This window comes from Massilia sp. 01N410 (assembly GCF_056399665.1).
The window spans coordinates 1-21,804 of record NZ_JBFTRV010000009.1 but is presented as its reverse complement, the minus strand read 5'-3'; the positions used below and the strand labels follow the sequence as shown (position 1 = coordinate 21,804).

General features: G+C 67.6%; 22 protein-coding genes and 2 pseudogenes. 15 read left to right on the top strand and 9 right to left on the bottom strand.

Annotation, left to right across the window (positions count from 1 at the left end; genetic code table 11):
- The first annotated feature begins 24 nt into the window (after positions 1-24).
- The 3 genes from AC1DOP_RS13865 to AC1DOP_RS13855 are packed head-to-tail and all read left to right on the top strand — an operon-like array spanning position 25 to position 3,626.
- Positions 25-915 carry a branched-chain amino acid ABC transporter permease gene (locus AC1DOP_RS13865; RefSeq protein WP_442121992.1) on the top strand — a complete coding sequence of 297 codons (891 nt, stop codon included), beginning with the start codon at positions 25-27 and terminating at the stop codon, positions 913-915.
- A 3-nt stretch (positions 916-918) separates the two neighbouring features.
- Complete coding sequence (locus AC1DOP_RS13860) at positions 919-2,883, top strand: branched-chain amino acid ABC transporter ATP-binding protein/permease (RefSeq protein ID WP_442121991.1); 1,965 nt, start codon at positions 919-921, stop codon at positions 2,881-2,883.
- Between the two features lie 14 nt (positions 2,884-2,897).
- Complete coding sequence (locus AC1DOP_RS13855; RefSeq protein WP_477251750.1) at positions 2,898-3,626, top strand: ABC transporter ATP-binding protein; 729 nt, start codon at positions 2,898-2,900, stop codon at positions 3,624-3,626.
- A gap of 201 nt (positions 3,627-3,827) precedes the next feature.
- Here AC1DOP_RS13855 and AC1DOP_RS13850 read toward each other — a convergent pair whose 3' ends face one another.
- Positions 3,828-4,115, bottom strand: coding sequence for a hypothetical protein (locus tag AC1DOP_RS13850; protein ID WP_442121989.1), 288 nt, complete (start codon positions 4,113-4,115; stop codon positions 3,828-3,830).
- Between the two features lie 272 nt (positions 4,116-4,387).
- Between AC1DOP_RS13850 and rhlP the strand changes: the two genes are divergently transcribed.
- From rhlP to AC1DOP_RS13835, 3 genes are read left to right on the top strand one after another with little or no spacing between them, the layout of a single operon-like run.
- Complete coding sequence (rhlP, locus tag AC1DOP_RS13845; RefSeq protein WP_477251748.1) at positions 4,388-5,218, top strand: rhombotarget lipoprotein; 831 nt, start codon at positions 4,388-4,390, stop codon at positions 5,216-5,218.
- On the top strand, positions 5,211-5,795 hold the full coding sequence (rrtA, locus tag AC1DOP_RS13840) for a rhombosortase (RefSeq protein WP_442121987.1): 585 nt from the start codon (positions 5,211-5,213) through the stop codon (positions 5,793-5,795). Before rhlP ends, rrtA begins: the two co-directional genes overlap by 8 nt.
- Positions 5,788-6,213, top strand: coding sequence for a GNAT family N-acetyltransferase (locus AC1DOP_RS13835; RefSeq protein ID WP_442121986.1), 426 nt, complete (start codon positions 5,788-5,790; stop codon positions 6,211-6,213). Before rrtA ends, AC1DOP_RS13835 begins: the two co-directional genes overlap by 8 nt.
- On the opposite strand, the gene AC1DOP_RS13830 is transcribed toward AC1DOP_RS13835, so the two are convergent.
- On the bottom strand, positions 6,199-7,365 hold the full coding sequence (locus AC1DOP_RS13830; RefSeq protein ID WP_442121985.1) for a glycerate kinase: 1,167 nt from the start codon (positions 7,363-7,365) through the stop codon (positions 6,199-6,201). The genes AC1DOP_RS13835 and AC1DOP_RS13830 overlap by 15 nt on opposite strands.
- A 160-nt stretch (positions 7,366-7,525) precedes the next feature.
- On the opposite strand from AC1DOP_RS13830, the gene AC1DOP_RS13825 reads away from it, so the two are divergent.
- Positions 7,526-8,653 carry a hypothetical protein gene (locus AC1DOP_RS13825; protein ID WP_477251745.1) on the top strand — a complete coding sequence of 376 codons (1,128 nt, stop codon included), beginning with the start codon at positions 7,526-7,528 and terminating at the stop codon, positions 8,651-8,653.
- Positions 8,654-8,751: 98 nt separating this feature from the next.
- Positions 8,752-9,297 (top strand): annotated as a pseudogene (locus tag AC1DOP_RS13820) (ATP-binding cassette domain-containing protein); the annotation flags it as partial.
- Here AC1DOP_RS13820 and AC1DOP_RS13815 read toward each other — a convergent pair.
- From AC1DOP_RS13815 to AC1DOP_RS13805, 3 genes are read right to left on the bottom strand one after another with little or no spacing between them, the layout of a single operon-like run.
- On the bottom strand, positions 9,274-9,678 hold the full coding sequence (locus AC1DOP_RS13815) for a hypothetical protein (protein ID WP_442121984.1): 405 nt from the start codon (positions 9,676-9,678) through the stop codon (positions 9,274-9,276). The pseudogene AC1DOP_RS13820 and the gene AC1DOP_RS13815 sit on opposite strands and share 24 nt — an antisense overlap.
- Before the next feature lie 55 nt (positions 9,679-9,733).
- On the bottom strand, positions 9,734-10,471 hold the full coding sequence (locus tag AC1DOP_RS13810) for a Mut7-C RNAse domain-containing protein (protein WP_477251934.1): 738 nt from the start codon (positions 10,469-10,471) through the stop codon (positions 9,734-9,736).
- A 5-nt stretch (positions 10,472-10,476) separates the two neighbouring features.
- Positions 10,477-11,244: a DUF72 domain-containing protein gene (locus AC1DOP_RS13805; protein ID WP_477251743.1), complete on the bottom strand. Its 768-nt coding sequence runs from the start codon at positions 11,242-11,244 to the stop codon at positions 10,477-10,479.
- 91 nt (positions 11,245-11,335) lie between these two features.
- On the opposite strand from AC1DOP_RS13805, the gene trxC reads away from it, so the two are divergent.
- Entirely contained in the window at positions 11,336-11,779 is a 444-nt protein-coding gene (trxC, locus tag AC1DOP_RS13800; protein WP_477251741.1) for a thioredoxin TrxC, read from the top strand.
- 58 nt (positions 11,780-11,837) lie between these two features.
- Positions 11,838-12,200 carry a DUF4870 family protein gene (locus AC1DOP_RS13795; protein ID WP_442121981.1) on the top strand — a complete coding sequence of 121 codons (363 nt, stop codon included), beginning with the start codon at positions 11,838-11,840 and terminating at the stop codon, positions 12,198-12,200.
- Between the two features lie 7 nt (positions 12,201-12,207).
- Here AC1DOP_RS13795 and AC1DOP_RS13790 read toward each other — a convergent pair whose 3' ends face one another.
- The 4 genes from AC1DOP_RS13790 to AC1DOP_RS13775 are packed head-to-tail and all read right to left on the bottom strand — an operon-like array spanning position 12,208 to position 16,168.
- Complete coding sequence (locus AC1DOP_RS13790) at positions 12,208-12,861, bottom strand: flavin reductase family protein (protein ID WP_442121980.1); 654 nt, start codon at positions 12,859-12,861, stop codon at positions 12,208-12,210.
- 20 nt (positions 12,862-12,881) lie between these two features.
- Positions 12,882-14,147, bottom strand: coding sequence for an MFS transporter (locus AC1DOP_RS13785; RefSeq protein ID WP_442121979.1), 1,266 nt, complete (start codon positions 14,145-14,147; stop codon positions 12,882-12,884).
- Positions 14,148-14,179: 32 nt separating this feature from the next.
- Positions 14,180-15,334, bottom strand: a complete 1,155-nt coding sequence (locus tag AC1DOP_RS13780) for an acyl-CoA dehydrogenase family protein (protein WP_442121978.1) — start codon at positions 15,332-15,334, stop codon at positions 14,180-14,182.
- 12 nt (positions 15,335-15,346) lie between these two features.
- Entirely contained in the window at positions 15,347-16,168 is an 822-nt protein-coding gene (locus tag AC1DOP_RS13775; protein WP_442121977.1) for an IclR family transcriptional regulator, read from the bottom strand.
- A 256-nt stretch (positions 16,169-16,424) separates the two neighbouring features.
- Between AC1DOP_RS13775 and AC1DOP_RS13770 the strand changes: the two genes are divergently transcribed.
- The 5 genes and pseudogenes from AC1DOP_RS13770 (at position 16,425) to AC1DOP_RS13750 (ending at position 21,763) form a co-directional block, all read left to right on the top strand.
- Positions 16,425-17,195, top strand: a complete 771-nt coding sequence (locus AC1DOP_RS13770) for an enoyl-CoA hydratase (protein WP_442121976.1) — start codon at positions 16,425-16,427, stop codon at positions 17,193-17,195.
- A gap of 3 nt (positions 17,196-17,198) precedes the next feature.
- The gene (locus tag AC1DOP_RS13765) at positions 17,199-18,719 is read left to right on the top strand and encodes a 3-hydroxyacyl-CoA dehydrogenase (RefSeq protein ID WP_442121975.1); all 1,521 of its coding nucleotides are present in this window, start codon (positions 17,199-17,201) and stop codon (positions 18,717-18,719) included.
- Between the two features lie 16 nt (positions 18,720-18,735).
- Positions 18,736-19,938, top strand: coding sequence for a 3-oxoadipyl-CoA thiolase (locus AC1DOP_RS13760; protein WP_442121974.1), 1,203 nt, complete (start codon positions 18,736-18,738; stop codon positions 19,936-19,938).
- Positions 19,939-19,950: 12 nt separating this feature from the next.
- Positions 19,951-21,012 (top strand): annotated as a pseudogene (locus tag AC1DOP_RS13755) (CaiB/BaiF CoA transferase family protein); the annotation flags it as partial.
- Position 21,013: 1 nt separating this feature from the next.
- Positions 21,014-21,763, top strand: coding sequence for an electron transfer flavoprotein subunit beta/FixA family protein (locus AC1DOP_RS13750; protein WP_477251737.1), 750 nt, complete (start codon positions 21,014-21,016; stop codon positions 21,761-21,763).
- The last annotated feature ends 41 nt before the right edge of the window (positions 21,764-21,804 follow it).

The following is a 21,804-nucleotide window of genomic DNA, read 5'->3' as shown; positions in this document are numbered from 1 at the left end:
GACGTATCGGTCACTAGGGTAAAAATGGACATCCTCCTCCAGCTGGTCTTCTCCGGGATCGCGCTCGGCATGATCTATGCCGTCATCGCCTTCGGCTATCAACTCACTTTCGCCACTTCCGGCACGCTGAACTTCGGCCAGGGCGAGGCCCTGATGCTGGGCGCCCTGGTCGGCTTGTCCCTGGTCGGGACCATCCATGGCGGTCCCTATATCAGCTACTGGCTGATGGTCCCGCTGGTGATGGTGTTCGGCGCCCTGCAGGGCATGTTCGTCGAATGGATCGGGGTGCGCCCGGCGATCCGCATCAAGTCCGAATTCGGCTGGATCATGTCGACCATCGCACTGGCCATCATCTTCAAGAACGTGGCCGAGAATATCTGGGGCAAGGACGTGCTGCCCTTCCCCTCGCCGCTGTCGTCCGAGCCCTTCACGGTGCTGGGCGCGAACGTGCAGCCGATGCAGGTGGCGGTCATCATCGGCGCCGTCGCCATCATGCTGGCGGTCGAGATCTTCAACCGCAAATCGATCTACGGCAAGGCGGTGGTCGCCACCGCCAACGACCGCGACGCGGCCGGCCTCATGGGCATCAACACGCGCATGGTGATCACCTTCTCGTACGCCCTCTCCTCGGCGACGGCGGCCTTCGCCGGCGCCCTGATCGCGCCGCTCACCCTGACCTCCGCCACGATGGGCGCCTCGCTGGGCCTGAAGGCCTTCGCGGTGGCGATCATCGGCGGCCTCACCTCCGGCATGGGCGCGATCGTCGGCGGCATCATCCTCGGCATCGCCGAAACCGCCACCGGCTTCTACCTGTCGACCGGCTACAAGGAAGTGCCGGGCCTGGTGCTCCTGCTGCTGGTGCTGGCGGTGAAGCCGTCCGGCCTGTTCGGCAAGGCCGCGATCAAGAAGGTATAGAGCATGAACAAAAAACTCGCCGCCGCCGTCGCGCTGGGCATCGTCCTGGTCGCGGCCTATCCGCTGCTGTTCGCGAATCCCTACTACATCCACCTTGCCGAGACCATCCTGATCTACGCCATTCTGCTGTACGGCCTGGACATCGTGGTCGGCTACACCGGCCAGGTCTCGCTGGGCCACGCCGGCCTGTTCGGCATCGGCTCCTACATCACCGGGGTGCTGGTGCTGAAACTGGCCATGCCCTGGTACGCGACCCTGCCCGCCAGCGTGATCGGCTGCGCCCTGTTCGGCGTGATCCTTGCCCTGCCTGCCCTGCGCGTGACCGGCCCCTACCTGGCGATGGTGACGCTGGCCTTCGGCACCATCGTGCAAATCCTGATCAACGAGATGACCTTCCTGACCGAAGGCCCGCTCGGCATCCAGCTGCAGAAGCCCACCGTGATGGGCACGGAACTGACCGAGGTCCAGTACTACTACGCGGTGGCCGGCTTCATGTTCCTGTCCCTGCTACTGGTGCACCGACTGCTGCGCTCCCACATCGGGCGCGCCTTCGAAGCCCTGCGCGACAGCCCCATCGCCTCGGACTGCATGGGCGTGTCGGTGTACCGCTACAAGGTCTATGCCTTCGTGATCAGCGCCGGCTTCGCGGGCCTGGCCGGCAGCCTGTACGCCTATTCGGAGCAGTACATCTCGCCGAACAGCTACAACTTCGAGCTGACCATCCTGTTCCTGCTGGCCGTGATCATGGGCGGCCGCAAGAGCCGCCTCGGCTCGCTGATCGGTGCCACCATCGTGGTCATGCTGCCCAGCCTCCTGTCCGACATCGAGGTGTTCCGCAAGATCGCGATCTCGGCCGCCGTCGCCGCCGTCGTCATCGCCGCGCTGATGCTGGCCAAGCGCCGCACCACCGTAGCGCGCGCCGCGGTGCCGGTGGTGGGGACGATCGCGATGGCCGTCTTCGCCTACAGGCTGGACAGCATGGTCGACTGGCGCCTCACCATCTTCGGCCTGATGACCCTGTTCGTCGTCTACTACCTGCAGGACGGCATCGTCGGCTTCTTCAAGAGCCTGTTCGGACGCGGCCGCGTCCACGTCGCCGCGGTCCAGGGCGCCGGCGAGGCCGATCCGTTCGCCGGCATGAAGGCATCCGGTGCGCGTGCCGAAGCCGGCGCCGAGGGCGGCGAGCTGCTGCGCGTGGAGCAGGTGCTGATGCAGTTCGGCGGACTGAAGGCGCTGAACCAGGTCGACCTGAACGTGGCGCGCGGCTCGGTGCACGGCCTGATCGGACCGAACGGCTCGGGCAAGAGCACGATGATGAACGTCCTGACCGGCATCTACAAACCGACCGCAGGCGGCGTCGTATTCGCCGGCCACGCCATCACCGGCCGCACGCCGTCGCAGATCGCGCTGGGCGGCATCGCCCGCACCTTCCAGAACGTGCAGCTGTTCGGCGAGATGACCGCCACCGAGAACGTGCTGGTCGGCCTGCACCACAGCTTCCGTTCGACGGTGGGTGACGCCATGCTGTCCACCCCGCGCTACAAGCGTGAGGAAGCGGCGGCCCGCGTGCGCGCGGCGGCCATCCTCGAATTCATCGGCCTGGCCGACCTGGCGATGGAAGAAGCGCGCAACCTCCCTTACGGCAAGCAGCGCCTGCTGGAGATCGGCCGCGCGCTGGCGCTGGATCCGCGCCTGCTGCTGCTGGACGAACCGGCGGCCGGCCTGACCGCGCCCGACATCCGCGAGCTGATGGCGATCATCCGCAAGATCCGCGACCACGGCATCACCATCGTGCTGATCGAGCACCACATGGATGTCGTGATGTCGATCTCGGATACCGTCACCGTGCTCGACTTCGGCCAGAAGATCGCCGAGGGCACGCCCGGCATGGTGCAGTCCGATCCGAAGGTCATCGAGGCCTACCTGGGCGGCGCCGCCGAAGCGCCGCCGCAAGCCGCCGCACATTGAGAGGACAAGCCAAGATGCTATCGATCCAGAATCTGCACGCCGCCTACGGCAAGGTCGACGTCCTGCACGGGATCTCCCTCGAGGTCCCGAAGGGCCAGCTGGTGACCCTCATCGGCAGCAACGGCGCCGGCAAGACCACCACCATGCGCGCCATCTCCGGCATGATCAAACCGAAGAGCGGCAGCGTGCAGCTCGACGGCCGCGACATCACCGGCCTCGACTCGCACCGCATCGCGCGCGCCGGCCTGGCCCACTCGCCGGAGGGCCGGCGCGTGTTCGCCACCATGAGCGTCACCGACAACCTGCTGCTGGGCGCCTTCCCGCGCTTCACGCGCGCGCGCCCGAAAGGCGACGTCCAGCACGACCTCGAACGCGCGCTCGAACTGTTTCCGCGCCTGAAGGAGCGCCGCCTCCAGCTGGCCGGCACCCTGTCCGGCGGCGAGCAGCAGATGCTGGCGATGGCGCGCGCCGTGATGCTGAATCCGGATGTCGTGCTGCTCGACGAACCCTCGATGGGCCTGGCGCCCATCCTGGTCGACGAGGTCTTCCGCATCATCGCGCGGCTGAAATCCGAGGGCGTGACCATGCTGCTGGTGGAGCAGTTCGCGCAGGCGGCCTTGAACGTGGCCGATTATGGCTATGTGCTGGAGAACGGCACCATTGCCGTGCACGGGCCGGCGGCGGATTTGAAAAACGATCCGAAGGTGGTGGCGGCTTATTTGGGGGGCGGGCAGGCGCATTGAGGACGCTACTGGCCCGTGCCTCCCCCGAGCTCGGGCCAGCTGTCGGGCGGTTTACTCTGTCTTCACCGCGTCGAAGATGAAGCCCTGCCAATAGATCACGAAATGGTTCTATCCCTTGATGAGGGCTTCGGTGCACGCCAGATCGACTGCCCCTACGACAGTCGGAATGCCGAGACGATCGACCGGCGCGTGCGCCGTCTTTCAAACGTACTTCGCCGCGTCTTCGTAGTGTCGGGCGAACTTCGGCGGTTTGCGGCAGCTTTTCCCCGCCACCGTGATGTTGTTTGGCGCGATGACCAGCTTTTTACCGATACGAGCTGCCACTTCCGCATCACCGATCGATGAGATTTCCGACGAATCGGGTACTTTCGTGAGGGTCCACGTGCCCAGCAAGTGGTTCCTCTTCGGTTCGTTCGCAAGCGCCGTTTCGGATACGCAGGTAACGACGCTCGGCGATACGGCTATCGTCGAGGTCTGCAGGTCCGCCATTAGTCGCCGAAAGGACAGGTGGGGCGCCAGGTGCAGCGTTCAGCGTGTCAGACAATCCAAACGCGTTGCTACCTTCATCTGTTGGCGCCGCACGAGCAGCACCCGGACGGCACTCGCAATCGACAGCGTAGCTGAGCAACGCCGGTCTCGGTAGCGCAAGACGATACCGCCGGCGTCGATTATCGACGCTTCGGATTCATCAGTTGATCGTCCAGTTCAAAATGTCATCATGCCCCGGTCCGCCGTCTACCGGCCACCACTGAAAGGCATGCATGAACCGCTTCAAGACCCTCCTTTGCGCCCTCGCCCTGCTCGCGCTGGGCGGCTGCGCATCGATGTTCCAGCACACTGGCGAGCGCCAGGCCGGCAGCATCGTCGACTACCTGTATCCGAACGCGAAAGAGGCGCCGAAGATGGAGCCGACCGTCACCAGGCTGCGCCTGCCGGTGCGTGTCGGCATCGCCTTCGTGCCGGGCGGCGGACGCGCCGCGCCGCAGGACGCCGAGCAGATGCAGCTGCTCGAGAAGGTCAAGGCCTCGTTCTCGGAGTATGACTACATCGGCAGCATCGAGGTCATCCCGAGCGCCTACCTGCGCCCGCGCGGCGGCTTCGACAACCTCGACCAGGTGGCGCGGATGTTCAACGTCGACGTGATCGCGCTGGTGTCGTATGACCAGATCCGCTTCAACGACACCAACCGGATGGCGGTGCTGTACTGGACCGTGGTCGGCGCCTATCTGATCAAAGGCGACCAGTACGACGTGCAGACCATGGTGGATGCCGCCGTGTTCGATGTCCGCAGCCGCAAGCTGCTGTTCCGCGCGCCAGGCATGAGTCAGGTGAAGGGGTCGTCGACCCTGGCCGGCTACAGCAGGGAGGTCCGCGGTGCGCAGTCGGACGGTTACGCGCAGGCGGTCGAGCGGATGATTCCGGCGCTGCAGATGCAGCTGGCGAGTTTCAAGGAACGGGCGAAATCCGATCCGGGCATCCAGGTCGAGCGCGGCGAGGGATACCGCGGCGGACGCGGCGCCGGCGGATTCGGCTGGACGGCGGCCCTGCTGCTCGCCGGCGCGGCTTGCTGGATCGTGCGCCGCCGTGCTTAAGACTGCGCCCGTCTCGTTAGCGCTGGCCGGCATCTGCCTGCTGCTGGCCTGCGCCGGCGAGCAGGCAGCGTCCGGACTCGCCTGGGAGCGCGCCGCCATCCTGCACGGCGAGCTGTGGCGCCTGTGGAGCGGCCACCTCGTGCATTTCTCGGCCTCGCATGCGGGCGCCGATGTGCTGGCGCTGCTCACGCTGGGTGCGCTGACCGAAGCGTTGATCGGCTCGCGGCGCTATGCCCTTGTGCTAGGTAGCGGCGCCTTGCTGCTGTCGCTCGGCCTGTTGATCTTCGTACCGGGGATGCACGAGTACCGCGGCGCCTCCGGCCTGGCCGTGCTGACCGCGGTGCTGGGCGGCGTGCCGGCCTGGGACCGCTACCCGGACAGCCGGCCCGTGCTCGCCTGTGCCGCGCTTGCGCTGGCCAGCAAGACGCTGTGGGAAGCCTGCGCGAACATGGCTGCATTCACCGACCTGCCGGCGGGCGTGGCCGTGGCCTGGCAGGCGCACGTGCTGGGCGCGCTGCTGGGTGGCTGCGCCGCGGCGGCCCTCTGCCGGTCAGCGCCTGAGGAAACCCATGCTTGAAATCGCTGTCGTACAGCCCGGCAAACTCGCCAGGATTGCCGGTTTCTACGAGGCCGCAGGATATGGCGGCGGCGTGTCGGCAGCCGACCTGACGTTCGCCGCAGACCTGGACGGCCGCCTGGCCGGCGCCGTTCGCTTGTGCGAGGAGCACGGCGACATCGTCCTGCGCGGCATGCAGGTGGCGCAGTCATTCCAGCGCCAGGGCATCGGCCGCGCGCTGCTGGCCCGCTGTATTCCCTGGCTGGACCGCGGCACGGCCTGGTGCCTGCCCTACGAGCACCTGACGGGATTCTACGGCGAGGCCGGCTTCGAACCCGCGCCGGAGGATGCGCTGCCGCCCTTCCTGTCCGAGCGCCTGGCCCGCTACCTGGCGTCGGGCCAGCGGGTGCTGGCGATGCGGCGCTCAGCCTCGGCCTGACTCCAGCGCCGCGCCCATCCGCAGCGCCTGCGCCACATTGCGCGCCGCCGAACGCAGGTTCTCGCGCGCCTCGGCCAGCGCCTCCTGCACGGTGCACGGCCGGCACACCGCCGCGAACACCGCATCGATGCCGTGCGCGTGCACGGCCGACGCATCCCGCGCCAGGCCGCCGCCGATCGCGATCACCGGCGTGCCGAAGCGCTTGGCCACCCGCGCCACCCCGACCGGCGTCTTGCCGCTGACGCTCTGGCCGTCGATCCGCCCTTCTCCCGTGATCACGAGATCGGCGTCGCGCACGGCCTGCTCCAGCCCGACCGCCTCGGCGATGATCTCGATGCCGGGCCGCAGGCGGCCGCCCAGGAAGACCACCATCGCCGCGCCGATGCCGCCGCCGGCCCCGGCGCCCGGCATGTCGGCCACGTCCTGGCCGAGGTCGCGCGCGATGAGGCGGCCATAGTTCGCCAGGCTGGCATCCAGTCGAGCGACCATCTCCGGCGTCGCGCCCTTCTGCGGCCCAAAGATGGCCGACGCGCCGTTCGGCCCGGTCAACGGATTGCTGACGTCGCAGGCGATATGGAATTGGCTGTCCTTCACGCGCGGGTCCAGCCTTGAAACGTCGATACGGTCCAGCCGCGCCAGTTCGGCGCCCCCCGGACCGATCTCCGCGCCGCCGGCATCGAGCAGGCGCACGCCGAGGGCCTGCAGCATCCCGGCCCCGCCATCGTTGGTCGCACTACCGCCGACGCCGAGCACGAAGCGGCGCACGCCGGCATCCAGGGCGTGCAGGATCAGTTCTCCGGTGCCGCGGCTGGTCGCGCGCAAGGGATCGCGGCGTTCCGATGGCACCAGTTCGAGCCCGCTGGCGGCGGCCATCTCGATCACGGCCAGCGGCGCGCCGCCGTCCGGTGACGAAGCCATGCCATAGAAGGCCCCGACCTGCTCGCCCAGCGGCCCGGTGGCCCTCAGCTCGACGCGGTGGCCGCCGGTGGCGTCGATCATCGCCTGTACCGTGCCCTCGCCGCCGTCGGCCACCGGCAGCTTGACGATCTCGGCGTCCGCGAACACCTCGCGCAGGCCGGCCTCGATGGCCTCGGCCACCTGCAGCGCCGACAGGCTTTCCTTGAACGAATCCGGGGCAATGACGATCTTCATGGCGACTCCTGGCTGATGGCGTTTCCTTCGAGTATAGGCCATAATCGACCGACAACTCTTTCGGGACACTGCCATCATTGCCGCTCGCCTGCTCCGTCTTCGCCTGCGCTGGTACGCCGTCAGTACGGCGCGCCTGCTGCTGCGGCGCTGGCAGGCCCTGGTGCTGATCGTCGGTGTGGCCTCGGCGGCCGGCACCACGCCGATGGACAATATGGCGATGTTCGGGCGCCCCCTGCTCGGCCTGCTGGCCCCGGGGCACGGCATCGCCTGGCGCTTCGCCTACCTGATGGTCCTGCTGCTCGCCTGCGCGGCCTGGGCGGGCATGCAGCGCAGGCAGATCGAAGGCGGCGCCTTCATGGCCTACGCGGCTTCCCTGCCATTCTCGCCCCGCCAGCGGCGCCGGGTCGACCTCGCCGTGCTGGTGCTGGCCGATACCCCGCTGCTGGCGATCGCCGGCGCCGCCCTGGTCGTCGTTGCCGCGCACGGTGCCGCGGCGGCGCGCCAGCTCATGCTCATCGACGTGGTCCTGCTGGCGCTGGCCGCGCAATTGGCCGTGCTCGAACGGCGACTTGCAGCATGGGCCGGCATGGCTGCGGGCGCGCTGCTGCTGGCCGCCAGCCAGGGTACACCCTTCCTGGCGGTGGCCGCGCTGCTGGTGGGCGCCATTGCCGCCTTCGCCCTCGTTTTCGGGCCGTGGCGCCGTCCGCGCCGCCGGCTCCCGCAGATGGAGATTCCCATGCCGGCCTGGCCGGCCGCGTTGCTGCGCATGCTGGCCGGGCGTCATGGACCGGCGCTCCAGGTCTCGCTCGTCATCCTGGTTCGCGAACGCCGCAACGAGACCATGACCAAGGCGCTGGTCGCGGCCACAATCGCCGGCGCCGCGCTCGGCCTGGTGCTGCTGTTCGATGGCGACGGCCGCAGCTTTGCAACCGTCCTGATCGCCCAGGCCCTGGTCGCGTTGACGGCCGGCGGCATGTTCCGCGGCCTGCAGTTGGGGCACCGCGCCGGCATCGGCTTTACCGGTGCATTGCCGCTGACGCGACACTGGCACCGGCGCTTCGATCTTGCCGCCGTCCTCGCCTTCGCCCTGCCATTCCTGGCCGGCCTGGCGGCGCTGGCGGTGGCTGCCGGCGTACCGGCTCAGCGCGCGCTGGCGGGCGTGGCCGCGTACTCGCTGCTGCTGTGTGCCCTGCGCGCGCCGGCCGTGCTCAGCGAGCGCCACGCCGTGGTCCTCGCTACCCTGCTCACCGGCGGCTGGTGCGCGGCGACGATCGCCTGCCTGACCTAGGAGAAAAAATGCTGCGTTTCGAAGGGATATGCAAATCCTACGGCTCCCGCCAGATCCTGCGGGACCTGAGCCGCGGCTTCGCCCCCGGTGTGCACGCGCTGCGCGGGCCGAACGGCATCGGCAAGTCGACCTTGCTGCGGGTGCTGGCCGGGATCGAAGAGCCCGACGGCGGCACGGTCTGGATCGACGGCCTCGACCTGCAGGCCGAACCGGCCGCCGCCAAGGCCCGCCTGGCGTATGCGCCGGACGAGTGCCCCGTCTATCCCTTCATGACGGGCCGCGAACTGCTGGCCTTCGTCGCCTGGGCCAAGGCTTGCGAGGTATCGGCGGCGGTGCTGGACATCGTCGAGCGCTTCGGTCTGGCGCGCCACCTGGACACCCGCTGCGGCGATATGTCGCTCGGCACGCAGAAGAAGCTGATGATCGCCGCGGCCTGGATCGGCGAGCCGGCGGTGCTGCTGTTCGACGAGCCGTCGAACGGCCTGGATGCGAATGCGCGCGCCCTGCTGATCGCGCTGCTGGCGGCGAAGAGCAAGGATGCGGTGGTGCTGGTCTCGACCCACGACCAGGAATTCGCCCGCGCGCTGGGCGCGCAGCTCATCGAATTCGACGCGCTGGCGCTACATGCCGAACAGGTCGTGTGAATCGAGGATGGCCCAGGTGATTTCGGGATGGCGGTCGAGCACCTTGCGGATCGCCGCCGGAATCGACTGCCTGACCTTCTTGCACAGGCCCGGCCGGTCTTCCAGCAGGATGACGATGCCGCGCAGGGTGCGCACCTCGTTCGGGCCCGGCACGATCTTCAGCTCGACGCCGAGGTTGGCGCGGATCTTCTCCTGCAGGCGCTTGAGCTCCTCGTAGCTCGAGATGTTCTCGATCCGGCCGATCAGCTTCTGCTCCTCCATGCGCGTCAGGCGCAGGGGCCGCAGGTCGGCGTCGGGCTCGACGAGCAGGCGCTCGCGCTCGCAGACGCAGGCGCCTGGCGGACATTCGCTGCGAATTGGGAAGCTTACCTGTTGCAACATGCTCTCACGCTGGTCGGCAAAGGATCGTCATAGTGTACATCACGGTCGGGTTCATTCATTGTGCGGCACGCGCCAGGACGGCGCTCATGCGCTGCCAGTGCGAGCCCTTCCAGTAGACCCGCCCGCACAGGTCGCAGGTATTGAATTCGTCCTGGACCGCCGCGACCTGGGGCGGCAGGCGGTCCAGGACCTCGGCCTTGGCGACGCTGCGCAGCGGCGCGTTGTCATGCAGGCAGCGCGTGAACGGGCGGGCACGCTCGGCCAGGCCGAAGTGTTCGAACAGGTCGTGCAGCTGGGCCTCCGGCCGCTGGGCGCGCACATAGCAGCCAAAGTCTATGCCGCGGCGCTTGAGCAGTGCGCGGTCGCGCGTCAGCACCACGCGTTCCTGGTCCGCCGCCAGCGCCTCGACCTGGTCGCCGCTCAGGCTGTTGTCGTAGATGGTGTCGAACCCGGCCATTCGCAAGAGGCGCGCGAGTCCGCCGAGGTGGGCGTCGGCCACGAAGCAAATCCGCCCCGGCGGCAGCGACGGCGCCGGCCTCAGGTCGCTGACGTCGAAGCGCGTGAAGTGCGGGTAGACGGCGACGCGGTCGCCCTCTTCCAGCAGCAGATCGAGACCGGCGCAGTCGCCATTCACCAGCACCAGCTCGACCTCGGTGTGCGGCACGCCGAGGGCTTCGATCATGTGCTTGGTGGTGGCCATGCGCGCGCATGGGGTGGTGATCTCGCGCCCCTTGCGCTCGCGCGGCAGGAAGTCGTTCAACTCGCCGTAGAAGCGGAAGGTGGCGCAGACCATGGTGCTCACTTGCTCATCACAGGCTTCAGCGCGCGCAGCACCTCGAGGGCGTTCGGCACCGCCGCGAAGGCCGCCGTGTTATCGAAGATGCACCAGCAGTGGGCGCCACTGGCGGTAAGCAGCGCGATCCGCCGCTCGACTTCGCGCAGGAATTCGGGCGGATAGCTCGAGTAATACACCTTGGGCGTGCCGTGCAGGCGGATATAGCCGGCCTCCGTGGTCGGCACATGCGGTCCGGGCTGGCCGGCGGGCGGATCGGCCATCACGCGGGTCACCCCGTGTTCGCGCAGGACGTCGGTGGCGGCGTCCGAAAACCAGGTCGGATGGCGGGCTTCGAGCGCCAGCATGCAGCCGACCCTTTCGCGCAGGCGCGGCAGGAAGTCGCGCGCCGCCTCTTCGTCGAACACGCCCTTCGGCGGCAGCTGGATCAATATACAGCCGAGTTTCGCGCCCAGGTGGTTGACCTCGCCGGCAAAGCGGTCGAGCAGCTCGTCGGCGTCGCGCAGGCGGGCTTCGTGGCTGATCGACTTCGGCAGCTTGACGGAAAAACGAAAGTCCGGCGGCACGCTGTCGGCCCAGCGGGCGTAGGTTTGCGGCTGATGCGGGCGGTAGAAGGAGGAGTTGATCTCGACGGCGGGAAAGACGGCCGCATAGCGCTCGAGGTGGCTGCCTTCTTCGGGGAAGTCGGGCGCCACATCCTTGTGGAGACTCCAGCCAGCGCAGCCGATCAGGCACGCGCCGCCAGCGGAGGTGGGGGCTGGGGTTTCGCTCATGGGCAGATTCTATTCCGGGAGTGCGGGCACGCGTCGCACGGCCGGCATTACAATATGAACAATCGCATATCGACTTCGCAGGAGAAACCCAATGACCGAGCCCTTGCACATCGTCTGTCCGCATTGCGACGCCGTCAACCGCGTCGCCAGCGAGCGCCTCGCCGACCAACCCGTCTGCGGCAAATGCACGAAAGCGCTGTTCGAAGGCAAACCGCTGGACGTGAACAGCGAGCGCTTCACGCGCCACATCAGCCGCAACGACATTCCGGTGCTGGTCGATTTCTGGGCCGCCTGGTGCGGGCCCTGCCGCATGATGGCGCCGGCCTATGCCCAGGCCGCCGGCCGGCTGGAGCCGCGGGTGCGCCTGTTGAAGGTGGATACCGAGGCCTCGCAGGACCTGGCGGGGCGCTACGGCATCCGCAGCATCCCCACCATCGCGCTGTTCCAGGGCGGCCAGGAGATCGCACGCCAGGCCGGGGCGATGGATGCCGTCAGTATTATTTCTTGGGTACAATCCCGGGCGCGCGCCGCCTGAGCGCGCGATCGGCTATCGTCGGCTTTACGACGTCACCAACTCAACACAGGAGGACGCCATGTCCCAGGAACTCGTCTACGAACGCGGTATCGAGGATGCAAAGCAGTTCGCCCGCATCCTGTATCTCGCCCATGCCGCGACCTTCTTCTTTTCGCTGGGGCTGCTGAACATCATCGTCCTGATCGTGAATTACATCAGGCGTCCGGACACGGCCGGCACCATCGTCTATTCCCACCACACCTGGATGATCCGCTCGTTCTGGTGGTACGTGGTGGCGATGGCGGTCGCCTTCGTGCTGGCGATCACCATCATCGGGATTCCGCTGGCCTGGCTGGTCGGTGCGGCGGCCTGGCTCTGGATGGCCTACCGCATCATCCGTGGCTTCCTCGACCTGAACAACAACCGGCCGATGCCGGTATAAGCCAGGCTCAGTTGTTCGGCCCGTCCCTGCGCAGGCGGGCCTCCAGTTCGCGCAGCCGCACGTAGTAGGCGCGGCCCAGGCGTCCGACCGGCCGCGTGCCGGTCTGCTCCAGCAGGTCGATGCGATGATCCTGCTCGCCCTTGCGGCCGGTGTACACGGCCTCGTCGATGTGCACGTGCTGCACGCTTCCCATGATCCACTTGTTGGCGCCCATGTCGAGGATGTCGTGCAGCTTGCACTCGTAGGCGACCGGGGCGCGGGCCACGCGCGGCGCCTTCACGATGCTGCTGGGCGCCTCCGCCAGGCCGGCGTAGCGGAACTCGCTGTCGCCGGGCGCGAGGTCGGCGGCGGTCTTGACCATCTCGTCCATCAGCTGTTCGGGCACGATGTTCACCACGAACTCGCGGGTGGCCACGATGTTCGCATAGGTGTCCTTCGGCACCCATTCGCCGGCGTGGTTGTCGCCGCGCGGACCGCAGCTGAAGCCCAGCACCGGCGGCGACGGCGACACCACGTTGAAGAAGCTGAAGGGCGCGATGTTCGGCACGCCCTCGGCCGACACCGTCGACACCCAGGCGATCGGGCGCGGCACGACGGAGTCGCGCAGCAGGAAGTACATCTCGGTCGGCTGGAAATCGGCGGCGGAAAGCGATATGGTCATGATGGTATCCGGCTGGTTTATTACTGCTGCGGGTCGTACAGCTTTTCCTTGATGAACAGCGCCGGCACGATCCCGCACAGGAAGTAGGCCACGCCCATCACCAGGAAGCCGAGGCCGATCGAGCCGTTGGTGGCCAGGTAGCCGATGCAGGCAGGTGCGATCGCCGCGCCGACGCGGCCGACGTTGTAGGCGCCGCCGACGGCCGAACCGCGGATGGTGGTCTCGAAGCTCTCGGTCATGTAGGTCGCGTTCACGCCATACGGAATCCCGTACAGGAAGCCGAAGATGGTCAGCAGGTAGACGATGTTGTCCGGCGTGTTGTACAACACGATCAGCGGCAGGAACACGGCGGTGCCGAGGGCGCCGAAGGCGAAGATCGCGCGGCGGCCGAAGCGGTCGGCCAGCCAGCCGGCGACGATCTTCCCGAGGATCATGGCGACGTAGGTGCCGACCATATAGCCGGTCATCGCCTTGAAGTTCATGTGCAGTTCTTTTTCCAGGTAGGTCGGCATCCAGTTGTTGACGCCGTAGTAGCCGAACTGCAGGAAGCCGGCGGCCAGCGACCACAGGATGAACATGCGGCGGTGGGCCGGGTTCGAGAAGATCAGCTTCATCGCGCCGGCCGGCTTGCCGCCGGTGCGCGTGCCGGCTGCCTTGTCCGCGGCCAGCTTCTGGCGCGAGGCGATCCAGGCGGCCGGTTCCGGCACCACGCGCCGCATCAGCACGGCCAGCACCACCGGGATGATGGCGATGTAGAACAGCCAGCGCCAGCCATAGGTCGGCAGGATCCAGCTGGCCAGCAGGGTCGCCACCACGTAACCGACCGACCAGCCGGCCTGCAGGCTGCCCAGCACCGTGGTACGGCGCTCGGTCGGCACGTACTCCGCCATCAGGGTGTTCGACACCACGTAGACGGCGCCCAGTCCGACCGAGGCGATGAAGCGGAACAGTGCGAACTGTTCGAAGTTGTGGGTGGCGCCGAGCACCGCGGTACCCACCGAGAACAGCATGATCGTCCAGACGACCGTGCGCACCCGGCCGAAGCGGTCCGCGGCCCAGCCGCCGAAGATGCCGCCGAGGGCCATGCCCACCAGCGTGACCGTGCCGAGCGTGCCCGCCTGCACCTTGGTCAGGCCGAACTCCTTGGTCAGGCTGCCCAGGCTATAGGACAGGAACATCAGGTCGGCGCCGTCGATCATCAGCGCCAGGAAGGCGAAGACAAAGACGATCTTCCATGTGTTTTTGTTTGCCGCGGCAATCACCGCGCGGTTTGCTGCTACTTCCATGTCTCCTCCAATTGTCTTGCTGTCTTGCTTGCTTATGGCTGCACGGCGCGGATCATGTTGCGCGCGATGACGAGCTGCTGGATCTGGGTGGTGCCCTCGTAGATGCGGAACAGGCGCACGTCGCGGTAGAAGCGCTCGATCGCGTACTCCGACACGTAGCCGGCGCCGCCGTGGATCTGCACCGCGCGGTCGGCCACGCGGCCGCACATCTCGGACGCGAACATCTTGCAGCAGGCGGCTTCGGTCGAAATGTCTTCCTTGTTGTCGCGGCGGCGCGCGGCATCCAGCACCATCGAACGGGCCGCGTAGACCTCGGCCTTGCTGTCGGCCAGCATGGCCTGGATCAGCTGGAAGTCGGCGATCGCCTTGCCGAACTGCTGGCGCTCGACCGCATAGCGCAGGGCATCGTCCAGCATGCGCTCGGCCACGCCGACGCAGATCGCGGCGATGTGCAGGCGGCCTTTGTCGAGCACCTTCATGGCGGTCTTGAAGCCCACGCCTTCTTTACCGCCGATCAGGTTGGCGGCCGGGACGCGGCAGTTCTCGAAGATGACGTCGGCGGTGTGCGCGCCCTTCTGCCCCATCTTCTTGTCCGTCTTGCCGATGAAGACGCCCGGCGTGCCTTTCTCTACGATGAAGGCCGAGATGCCGCCCGCGCCCTTGATCTCGGGGTTGGTGCGCGCCATCACCGTGAAGATGCCGGCTTCCGGCGCGTTCGTGATGAAGCGCTTGGTGCCGTTGATGACGTAGAAGTCGCCGTCGCGGACGGCCGTCGTGCGCAGCGAGGCGGCGTCCGAGCCGGAACCCGGTTCGGTCAGCGCGAACGAGGCGATCAGCTCGCCCGAGGCCAGGCGCGGCAGGTAGTCGCGCTTCTGCTCTTCGGTGCCGTCGACGATCAGGCCCTGGGAGCCGATGCCGTTGTTGGTGCCGACCAGGGAACGGAAGGCCGGCGAGGTCTTCGCGATCTCGAACGCAGCCAGCACTTCCTCTTCCATCGTCAGGCCAAGACCGCCGTATTCCTCGGGAATGCACAGGCCAAACAGGCCCAGCTCGCGCATGTCGTCGACGACGTCGGGCGGGATCTGGTCGGTCTCCGCTACTTCATTCTCTGCCGGCACCAGCCGCTCCCGCACGAAGCGGGACAGGGTATCGAGCAGCACAGTCATGGTTTCCTGGTCGCGTATCATCTTCTTTCCAAATCAGTTCGTAGTTTGTCCCATCGAGCCGCCGACCTTGCGCACCAGCTCGACCAGGGCTGGTCCGAGCTCGTGCTGCAGGTATTCGCGGCTGCACTTGAAAGCGGGCTTGCCGCAGTTGAAGGCCATCATGGTGCCGTCCGGGGCCCGGAACGGCACGCCGACGCCGTAGACGTCCTTGTCCCACTCGCCCAGCGACATGCAGAAGCCGAATTCCGCATAGTCGCGCAGCGCCTGTTCGACGCCGGCCTGCTGGCGCGCCCAGTCGTCGCCGGCGCGCTCGCGCACCTGTTCCAGCAGCGCGGCGCGCTCGGACGCCGGCAGGCCGACCAGGTAGCCGCGCCCGAGGGCGCTGGTGGTCAGCGACAGCCGCGTGCCGACGCCGCGCTGCAGGGTGATCGAGGCGCTGCTGCGGATCGACTCGACGTACACCATCGACAGGCGGTCGCGCACGGCGATCGATACCGAAGCCTGCGCGCGCTCGGCCAGTTCGCGCATCATGGGGCGGGCGACGTCGCGCACGTCGAGCCGCGCCAGCATGCTGTAACCCAGCGCCAGCACGCCGGCGCCGAGCCGGTAGCGGCCTTCGGCTTCCATGTGTTCAAGGTAGCCGAGCTTGGCGAGGGTGCCGGCCAGGCGCGCCACGGTGGGTTTCGGGATCGCCGTGCGGCGCGCCAGCTCGGTCAGGCCGAGTTCGCGCTCCCTGGCGCCGAAGCAGCGCAGCAGTTCCAGGCCGCGGGCCAGGGCGGTGACGAACTGCCGGTCCTTGCCCTCTTCCTTGTCATCGAACTGCTCGATGTCGTTGCCTTCATCCACCATGTGCATGCCCTGTCTCCCTTGTCGTTTTGCCGGCTGCCGGCGCCGGTTCTTAATTCATCCTGTCATATCAATTCTCGTGATGTCAAGCATTTTCAAACCCACGGTCCGCTATGCGAACCACGCATGTCGACGATAGATTTTTCTGATACAGGGCGTGGATTCAGGCTTTACAAGCTGAGAATTTTTCCATATTCTGGGTCGCATCTTCATTTTTCGAACCCGCGGTTCGCTGTGCGGACCCGCGGTAACAAGCGAGACCTCGATGAACGACCTCATCCTTTCCCACCCGGAACCTGGCATCGCCTGCCTGCGCATCCACCGTCCCGACGTCCGCAATGCGCTCAACCAGAGCGTGCGCATGCAGCTGGCCGAGCACTTCACTGCCCTCGGCCAGGATCCGGAAATCCGCTGCATCGTCCTGACCGGCGGCGACCAGGTGTTCGCGGCGGGCGCCGACCTGCGCGACATCGCCGAGGCCACGCCTATCGACATGCACCTGCGCCAGGTCCAGCGCCTGTGGCAGGCCATCGCCGGCTGCCCGAAGCCGGTGATCGCCGCCGTCAACGGCTATGCCTGGGGCGGCGGCTGCGAGCTGGCCATGCATGCGGACATCATCGTGGCGGGCGAGAACGCCTCCTTCGCCCAGCCGGAAATCAAGGTCGGCATCATGCCGGGGGCCGGCGGCACCCAGCGCCTGACCCGTGCGATCGGCAAGTTCCAGGCGATGAAGATGCTGCTGACCGGCGCGCCGATCTCGGGCCGCGAAGCCTTCGCCTGCGGCCTGGCCAGCGAAGTGGTCGAGGATGCGAAAGTGCAGGAACGCGCGCTGGAACTGGCGCGCACCATCGCCGCGATGCCGCCGCTGGCCGCCAGCCAGATCAAGGAAGTGCTGCTGGCCGGCCAGGACGCCTCGCTCGAGGCCGCGCTGATGCTGGAGCGGAAGGCCTTCCACCTGCTGTTCGCCAGCCAGGACCAGAAGGAAGGCATGCGCGCCTTCTTCGAGAAACGCAAACCTTCCTACACGGGACAATAAAGCATGAGCAGCACTGAACAAAACCTCGAAGTGATCGGCATCGTCGGCTGCGGCCTGATGGGCCGCGGCATCGCCCAGATCGCCGTCCAGGGCGGCATGGCCGTCATCCTGCACGACGCCCGTCCGGGCGCGGCCGAGGAAGCGCGCGACGCCATCGCGGCCACCCTGCGGAAGCTGGCCGACAAGGGCAAGATCTCCGCCCAGGCCGCACAGGACGCCGGCGCCCGCCTGTCGGTGGCCGCGTCGCTCGACGACCTGGCGCCCTGCACCGCGGTGGTCGAGGCCATCGTCGAGAAGCTCGACGCCAAGCAGGAGCTGTTCGGCCAGCTCGAAGCCGTGGTCTCGGCCGGCTGCATCCTCGCCACCAATACCTCCTCGCTGTCGGTGACGTCCATCGCCGCCGTGTGCAAGGCGCCGGGCCGGGTCGCCGGCTTCCACTTCTTCAGCCCCGTGCCGCTGATGAAGATCGTCGAGGTGATCGCCGGACCGCTGACCGATGCCGGCGTGCCCGAGCGCCTGACCGCGATCGCCCGCCGCATGGGCCATACGCCGGTGCGCGCCAGCGACACGCCCGGTTTCATCGTCAACCATGCGGGCCGCGGCTACCTGACCGAGTCGCTGCGCATCCTGGGCGAGAACATCGCCGCGCATCCGGAACTCGACCGCATCCTGCGCGAGGCCGCGGGCTTCCGCATGGGTCCTTTCGAGCTGCTGGACCTGACCGGACTGGACGTCTCGCAGCCGGTGATGGAATCGATCCACGCCCAGTACTACCAGGAGCCGCGCTTCCGCCCCTCGCCGATCGCACGCCAGCGCCTGGCGGCCGGACTGCTGGGCCGCAAGAGCGGCCGCGGCTTCTATGTTTACCAGGACGGCCAGAAGCAGGACGCTGCGGCCGTTCCGGTTCCTTCTCGCAGCGACGTGCCGGTCTGGCTGAGCGCCGCCGATGCGGACGCCTGGCCCGCGGTCGACCGCCTGCTGGACGCGCTGGGGGCGACGCGCGACCGCGGCGAGCGTCCGGCCGGGGACTCCCTGTGCCTGGTGCTGCCGGTGGGCCAGGACGCGACCAGCCTGGCCGTGGCCGCGCGCCTGGATCCGGCCCGCACCGTGGCGCTCGATCCACTGTTCATTTCCGGCCGCCGTACCCTGATGACCACGCCGCTGACCGATGACGCCTTCCGCGATACCGCCCACGCGCTGTTCGCCGCCGACGGTACGCCGGTATCAAGGATCCGCGACAGCGCCGGCCTGGTGTGCCAGCGCGTGCTCGCCACCATCGTCAACATCGGCGCCGACATCGCCCAGCAAGGCATCGCCAGCCCGGAAGACATCGACAAGGCGGTGACCCTCGGCCTCGGCTACCCGAAAGGACCGCTGGCGCTCGGCGATGCGCTCGGCGCCGCCACCGTGCTGCGCATCCTGGACGGCCTGTTCGACTTCTACCGCGATCCCCGCTATCGCCCGAGTCCGTGGCTGAAGCGCCGCGCCCTGCTGGGCGTCTCGCTGCTCACCCCGGAAAACTGATCAATCAAGGAATATCATGCTCGACGCTTACATCTACTCCGGCCTGCGCACCCCGTTCGGCCGCCTCGCCGGCGCCCTGGCCCCGGTCCGTCCCGACGACCTGGCCGCTTCCGTCATCCGCAAGCTGGTCGACGATTCGCCCTTCGATCCGGCACAGGTAGAGGACGTGATCCTCGGCTGCGCCGGCCAGGCCGGCGAGGACAGCCGCAACATCGCGCGCCACGCGGTACTGCTGTCCGGCCTGCCGCATACGGTGCCCGGCCAGACCGTCAACCGCCTGTGCTCCAGCGGCCTGGCGGCCGTGCTCGACGCCGCACGCGCCATCACCAGCGGCGAAGGCGAGCTGTATGTGGCCGGCGGTGTCGAGAGCATGAGCCGCGCGCCCTTCGTGGTCGCCAAGAGCGAGTCCGCCTTCGGGCGTGAATTCAAGGTCTTCGACTCGGCCCTCGGCGCGCGCTTCCCGAACCCGCGCATCACCAAGGAGTTCGGCGGCGACACCATGCCCGAAACGGCCGACAACGTGGCCGAGGACCTCGGACTGAGCCGCGAGGACAGCGACCGCTTCGCCGCCCTCTCCCAGTCCCGCTATGCCGCGGCGCTGGCCGACGGCTTCTTCGCCGGCGAGATCATGCCGGTGGAGGTCCCGACCGGGAAAAAGACGCCGCCGCGGATCGTGGCCGCCGATGAGCAGCCGCGTCCGGAATCGACCGTGGAGTCCCTGGCGAAGCTGAAAGTGCTGCAGGAAGGCGGCGTGGTCACCGCCGGCAACGCCTCCAGCCTGAACGACGGCGCCGCCGCCCTGCTCATCGGCAGCCGCGCGGCCGGCGACAAGGCCGGCGCCAAGCCGGTCGCGCGCATCCTGGCCGGCGCCGCCGCCGGGGTCGAGCCGCGCGTGATGGGCCTCGGCCCGGCCTACGCCATTCCGAAAGCATTGGCGCGCGCCGGCCTGACCCTGGCCGACATGGACGTCATCGAGATCAACGAAGCGTTTGCCACCCAGGTGCTCGGCTGCCTCAAGATGCTGGATGTGTCCTTCGACGACCCGCGCGTGAATCCGAACGGCGGCGCGATCGCGATCGGGCACCCGCTCGGCGCGTCCGGCGCCCGCCTGGCCCTGAGCGCGGCGCGAGAACTGCAGCGCCGCAACGGCCGCTACGCCGTCGTCAGCCTGTGCATCGGCGTCGGCCAGGGCCTGGCAGTCGTCATCGAACGCGTCTGACTGGAGAGCAGCATGTCTGGAGCACTGTCACACATCCGCGTCCTCGACCTGACGCGCGTCCTCGCCGGCCCCTGGGCCTGCCAGATGCTGGCCGACCTCGGCGCCGAGGTGATCAAGATCGAAAGGCCCGGCAGCGGCGACGATACCCGCGCCTGGGGCCCGCCCTACCTGAAGGACCAGGACGGCCAGGACACCCGAGAATCCGCCTACTTCCTGTCCACCAACCGCGGCAAGAAGTCGGTCACCCTCGACATCTCGACGCCGGAGGGCCAGGCCATCGTGCGCAAGCTGGCGATGGAAAGCGATGTCTTCATCGAGAACTACAAGGTCGGCGACATGGCGCGCTACGGCCTGTCCTACGAGGATTTGAAGGAATTGAATCCGCGCCTGGTCTACTGCTCGGTGACCGGCTTCGGCCAGGACGGTCCGATGTCGGCCTTTGCCGGCTACGACTTCATCGTCCAGGGCATGGGCGGCCTCATGAGCATCACCGGCGAGCGCGACGACCTGCCGGGCGGCGGCCCGCAGAAACTGGGCGTGGCCTTTTCCGACCTGATGACCGGCATGTACTCCAGCGTCGCCATCCTGGCCGCGCTGGAACACCGCCACAAGACCGGCGAAGGCCAGTATATCGACATGGCCCTGCTGGACGTGCAGGTGGCCGCGATGGCGAACATGAACATGAACTACCTGGTGTCCGGCAAGGTGCCCAAGCGCCAGGGCAATGCGCATGCGAACATCGTGCCCTACCAGGTGTTCCGCACCCGCGACGGCCACATGGTGCTCGCGGTCGGGAACGATCGCCAGTTCGCCAAGTTCTGCGCGATCGCCGGCTGCCCGCAATTCGCCGCCGATGAACGCTTCGCGACGAACAACAACCGGGTGCGCAACCGCGAGACCCTGGTGCCGATGCTGGAAGAAGTGCTACTGGGCCGCACCACGGCCGAATGGGTCGCGCCGCTGGAAGCCGCCGGCGTGCCTGCCGGGCCGATCAACGACATCGCCCAGACCTTTGAGCATCCGCAGGTCAAGCACCGCAAGATGAAGCTGGACCTGCCGCATCCGCAGGCCGGCAATGAAAGTCCTGGTACCCGTCAAACGCGTGGTCGACTACAACGTCAAGGTCCGCGTCAAGTCCGACGGCAGCGGTGTCGATATCGCCAACGTCAAAATGTCGATGAACCCGTTCGACGAGATCGCCCTGGAAGAAGCGACCCGCCTGAAGGAAGCCGGCAAGGTCACCGAGATCGTGGCCGTGACCTGCGGCGTGACCCAGGCCCAGGAAACCCTGCGCACCGGCATGGCGATCGGCGCCGACCGCGGCATCCTGGTCGAGACCGGTGCCGAGATCGAGCCGCTGGGCGTGGCGAAAGTGCTGAAGGCGCTGGCCGACAAGGAACAGCCGCAGCTGATCATCCTGGGCAAGCARGCGATCGACGACGATTCGAACCAGACCGGCCAGATGCTGGCYGCSCTGCTGGGCTGGCCGCAGGCGACCTTCGCCTCGAAAGTCGTGCTGGAAGACGGCAAGGTGACCGTGACCCGCGAAGTCGACGGCGGCCTGGAAACCGTGGCCCTGAGCCTGCCGGCCATCGTCACCACCGACCTGCGCCTGAACGAGCCGCGCTACGTGACGCTGCCGAACATCATGAAGGCGAAGAAGAAGCCGCTCGAGACCATCAAGCCGGAAGACCTGGGTGTGGACGTGASCCCGCGCCTGAAGACCCTGAAAGTGTCGGAGCCGGCCAAGCGCTCGGCCGGCATCACCGTGCCGGACGTGGCGACCCTGGTGTCGAAGCTGCGTACCGAAGCCAAAGTCATCTAAAGAATATAAGGGAACATCATGGTCGCACTCGTTATTGCTGC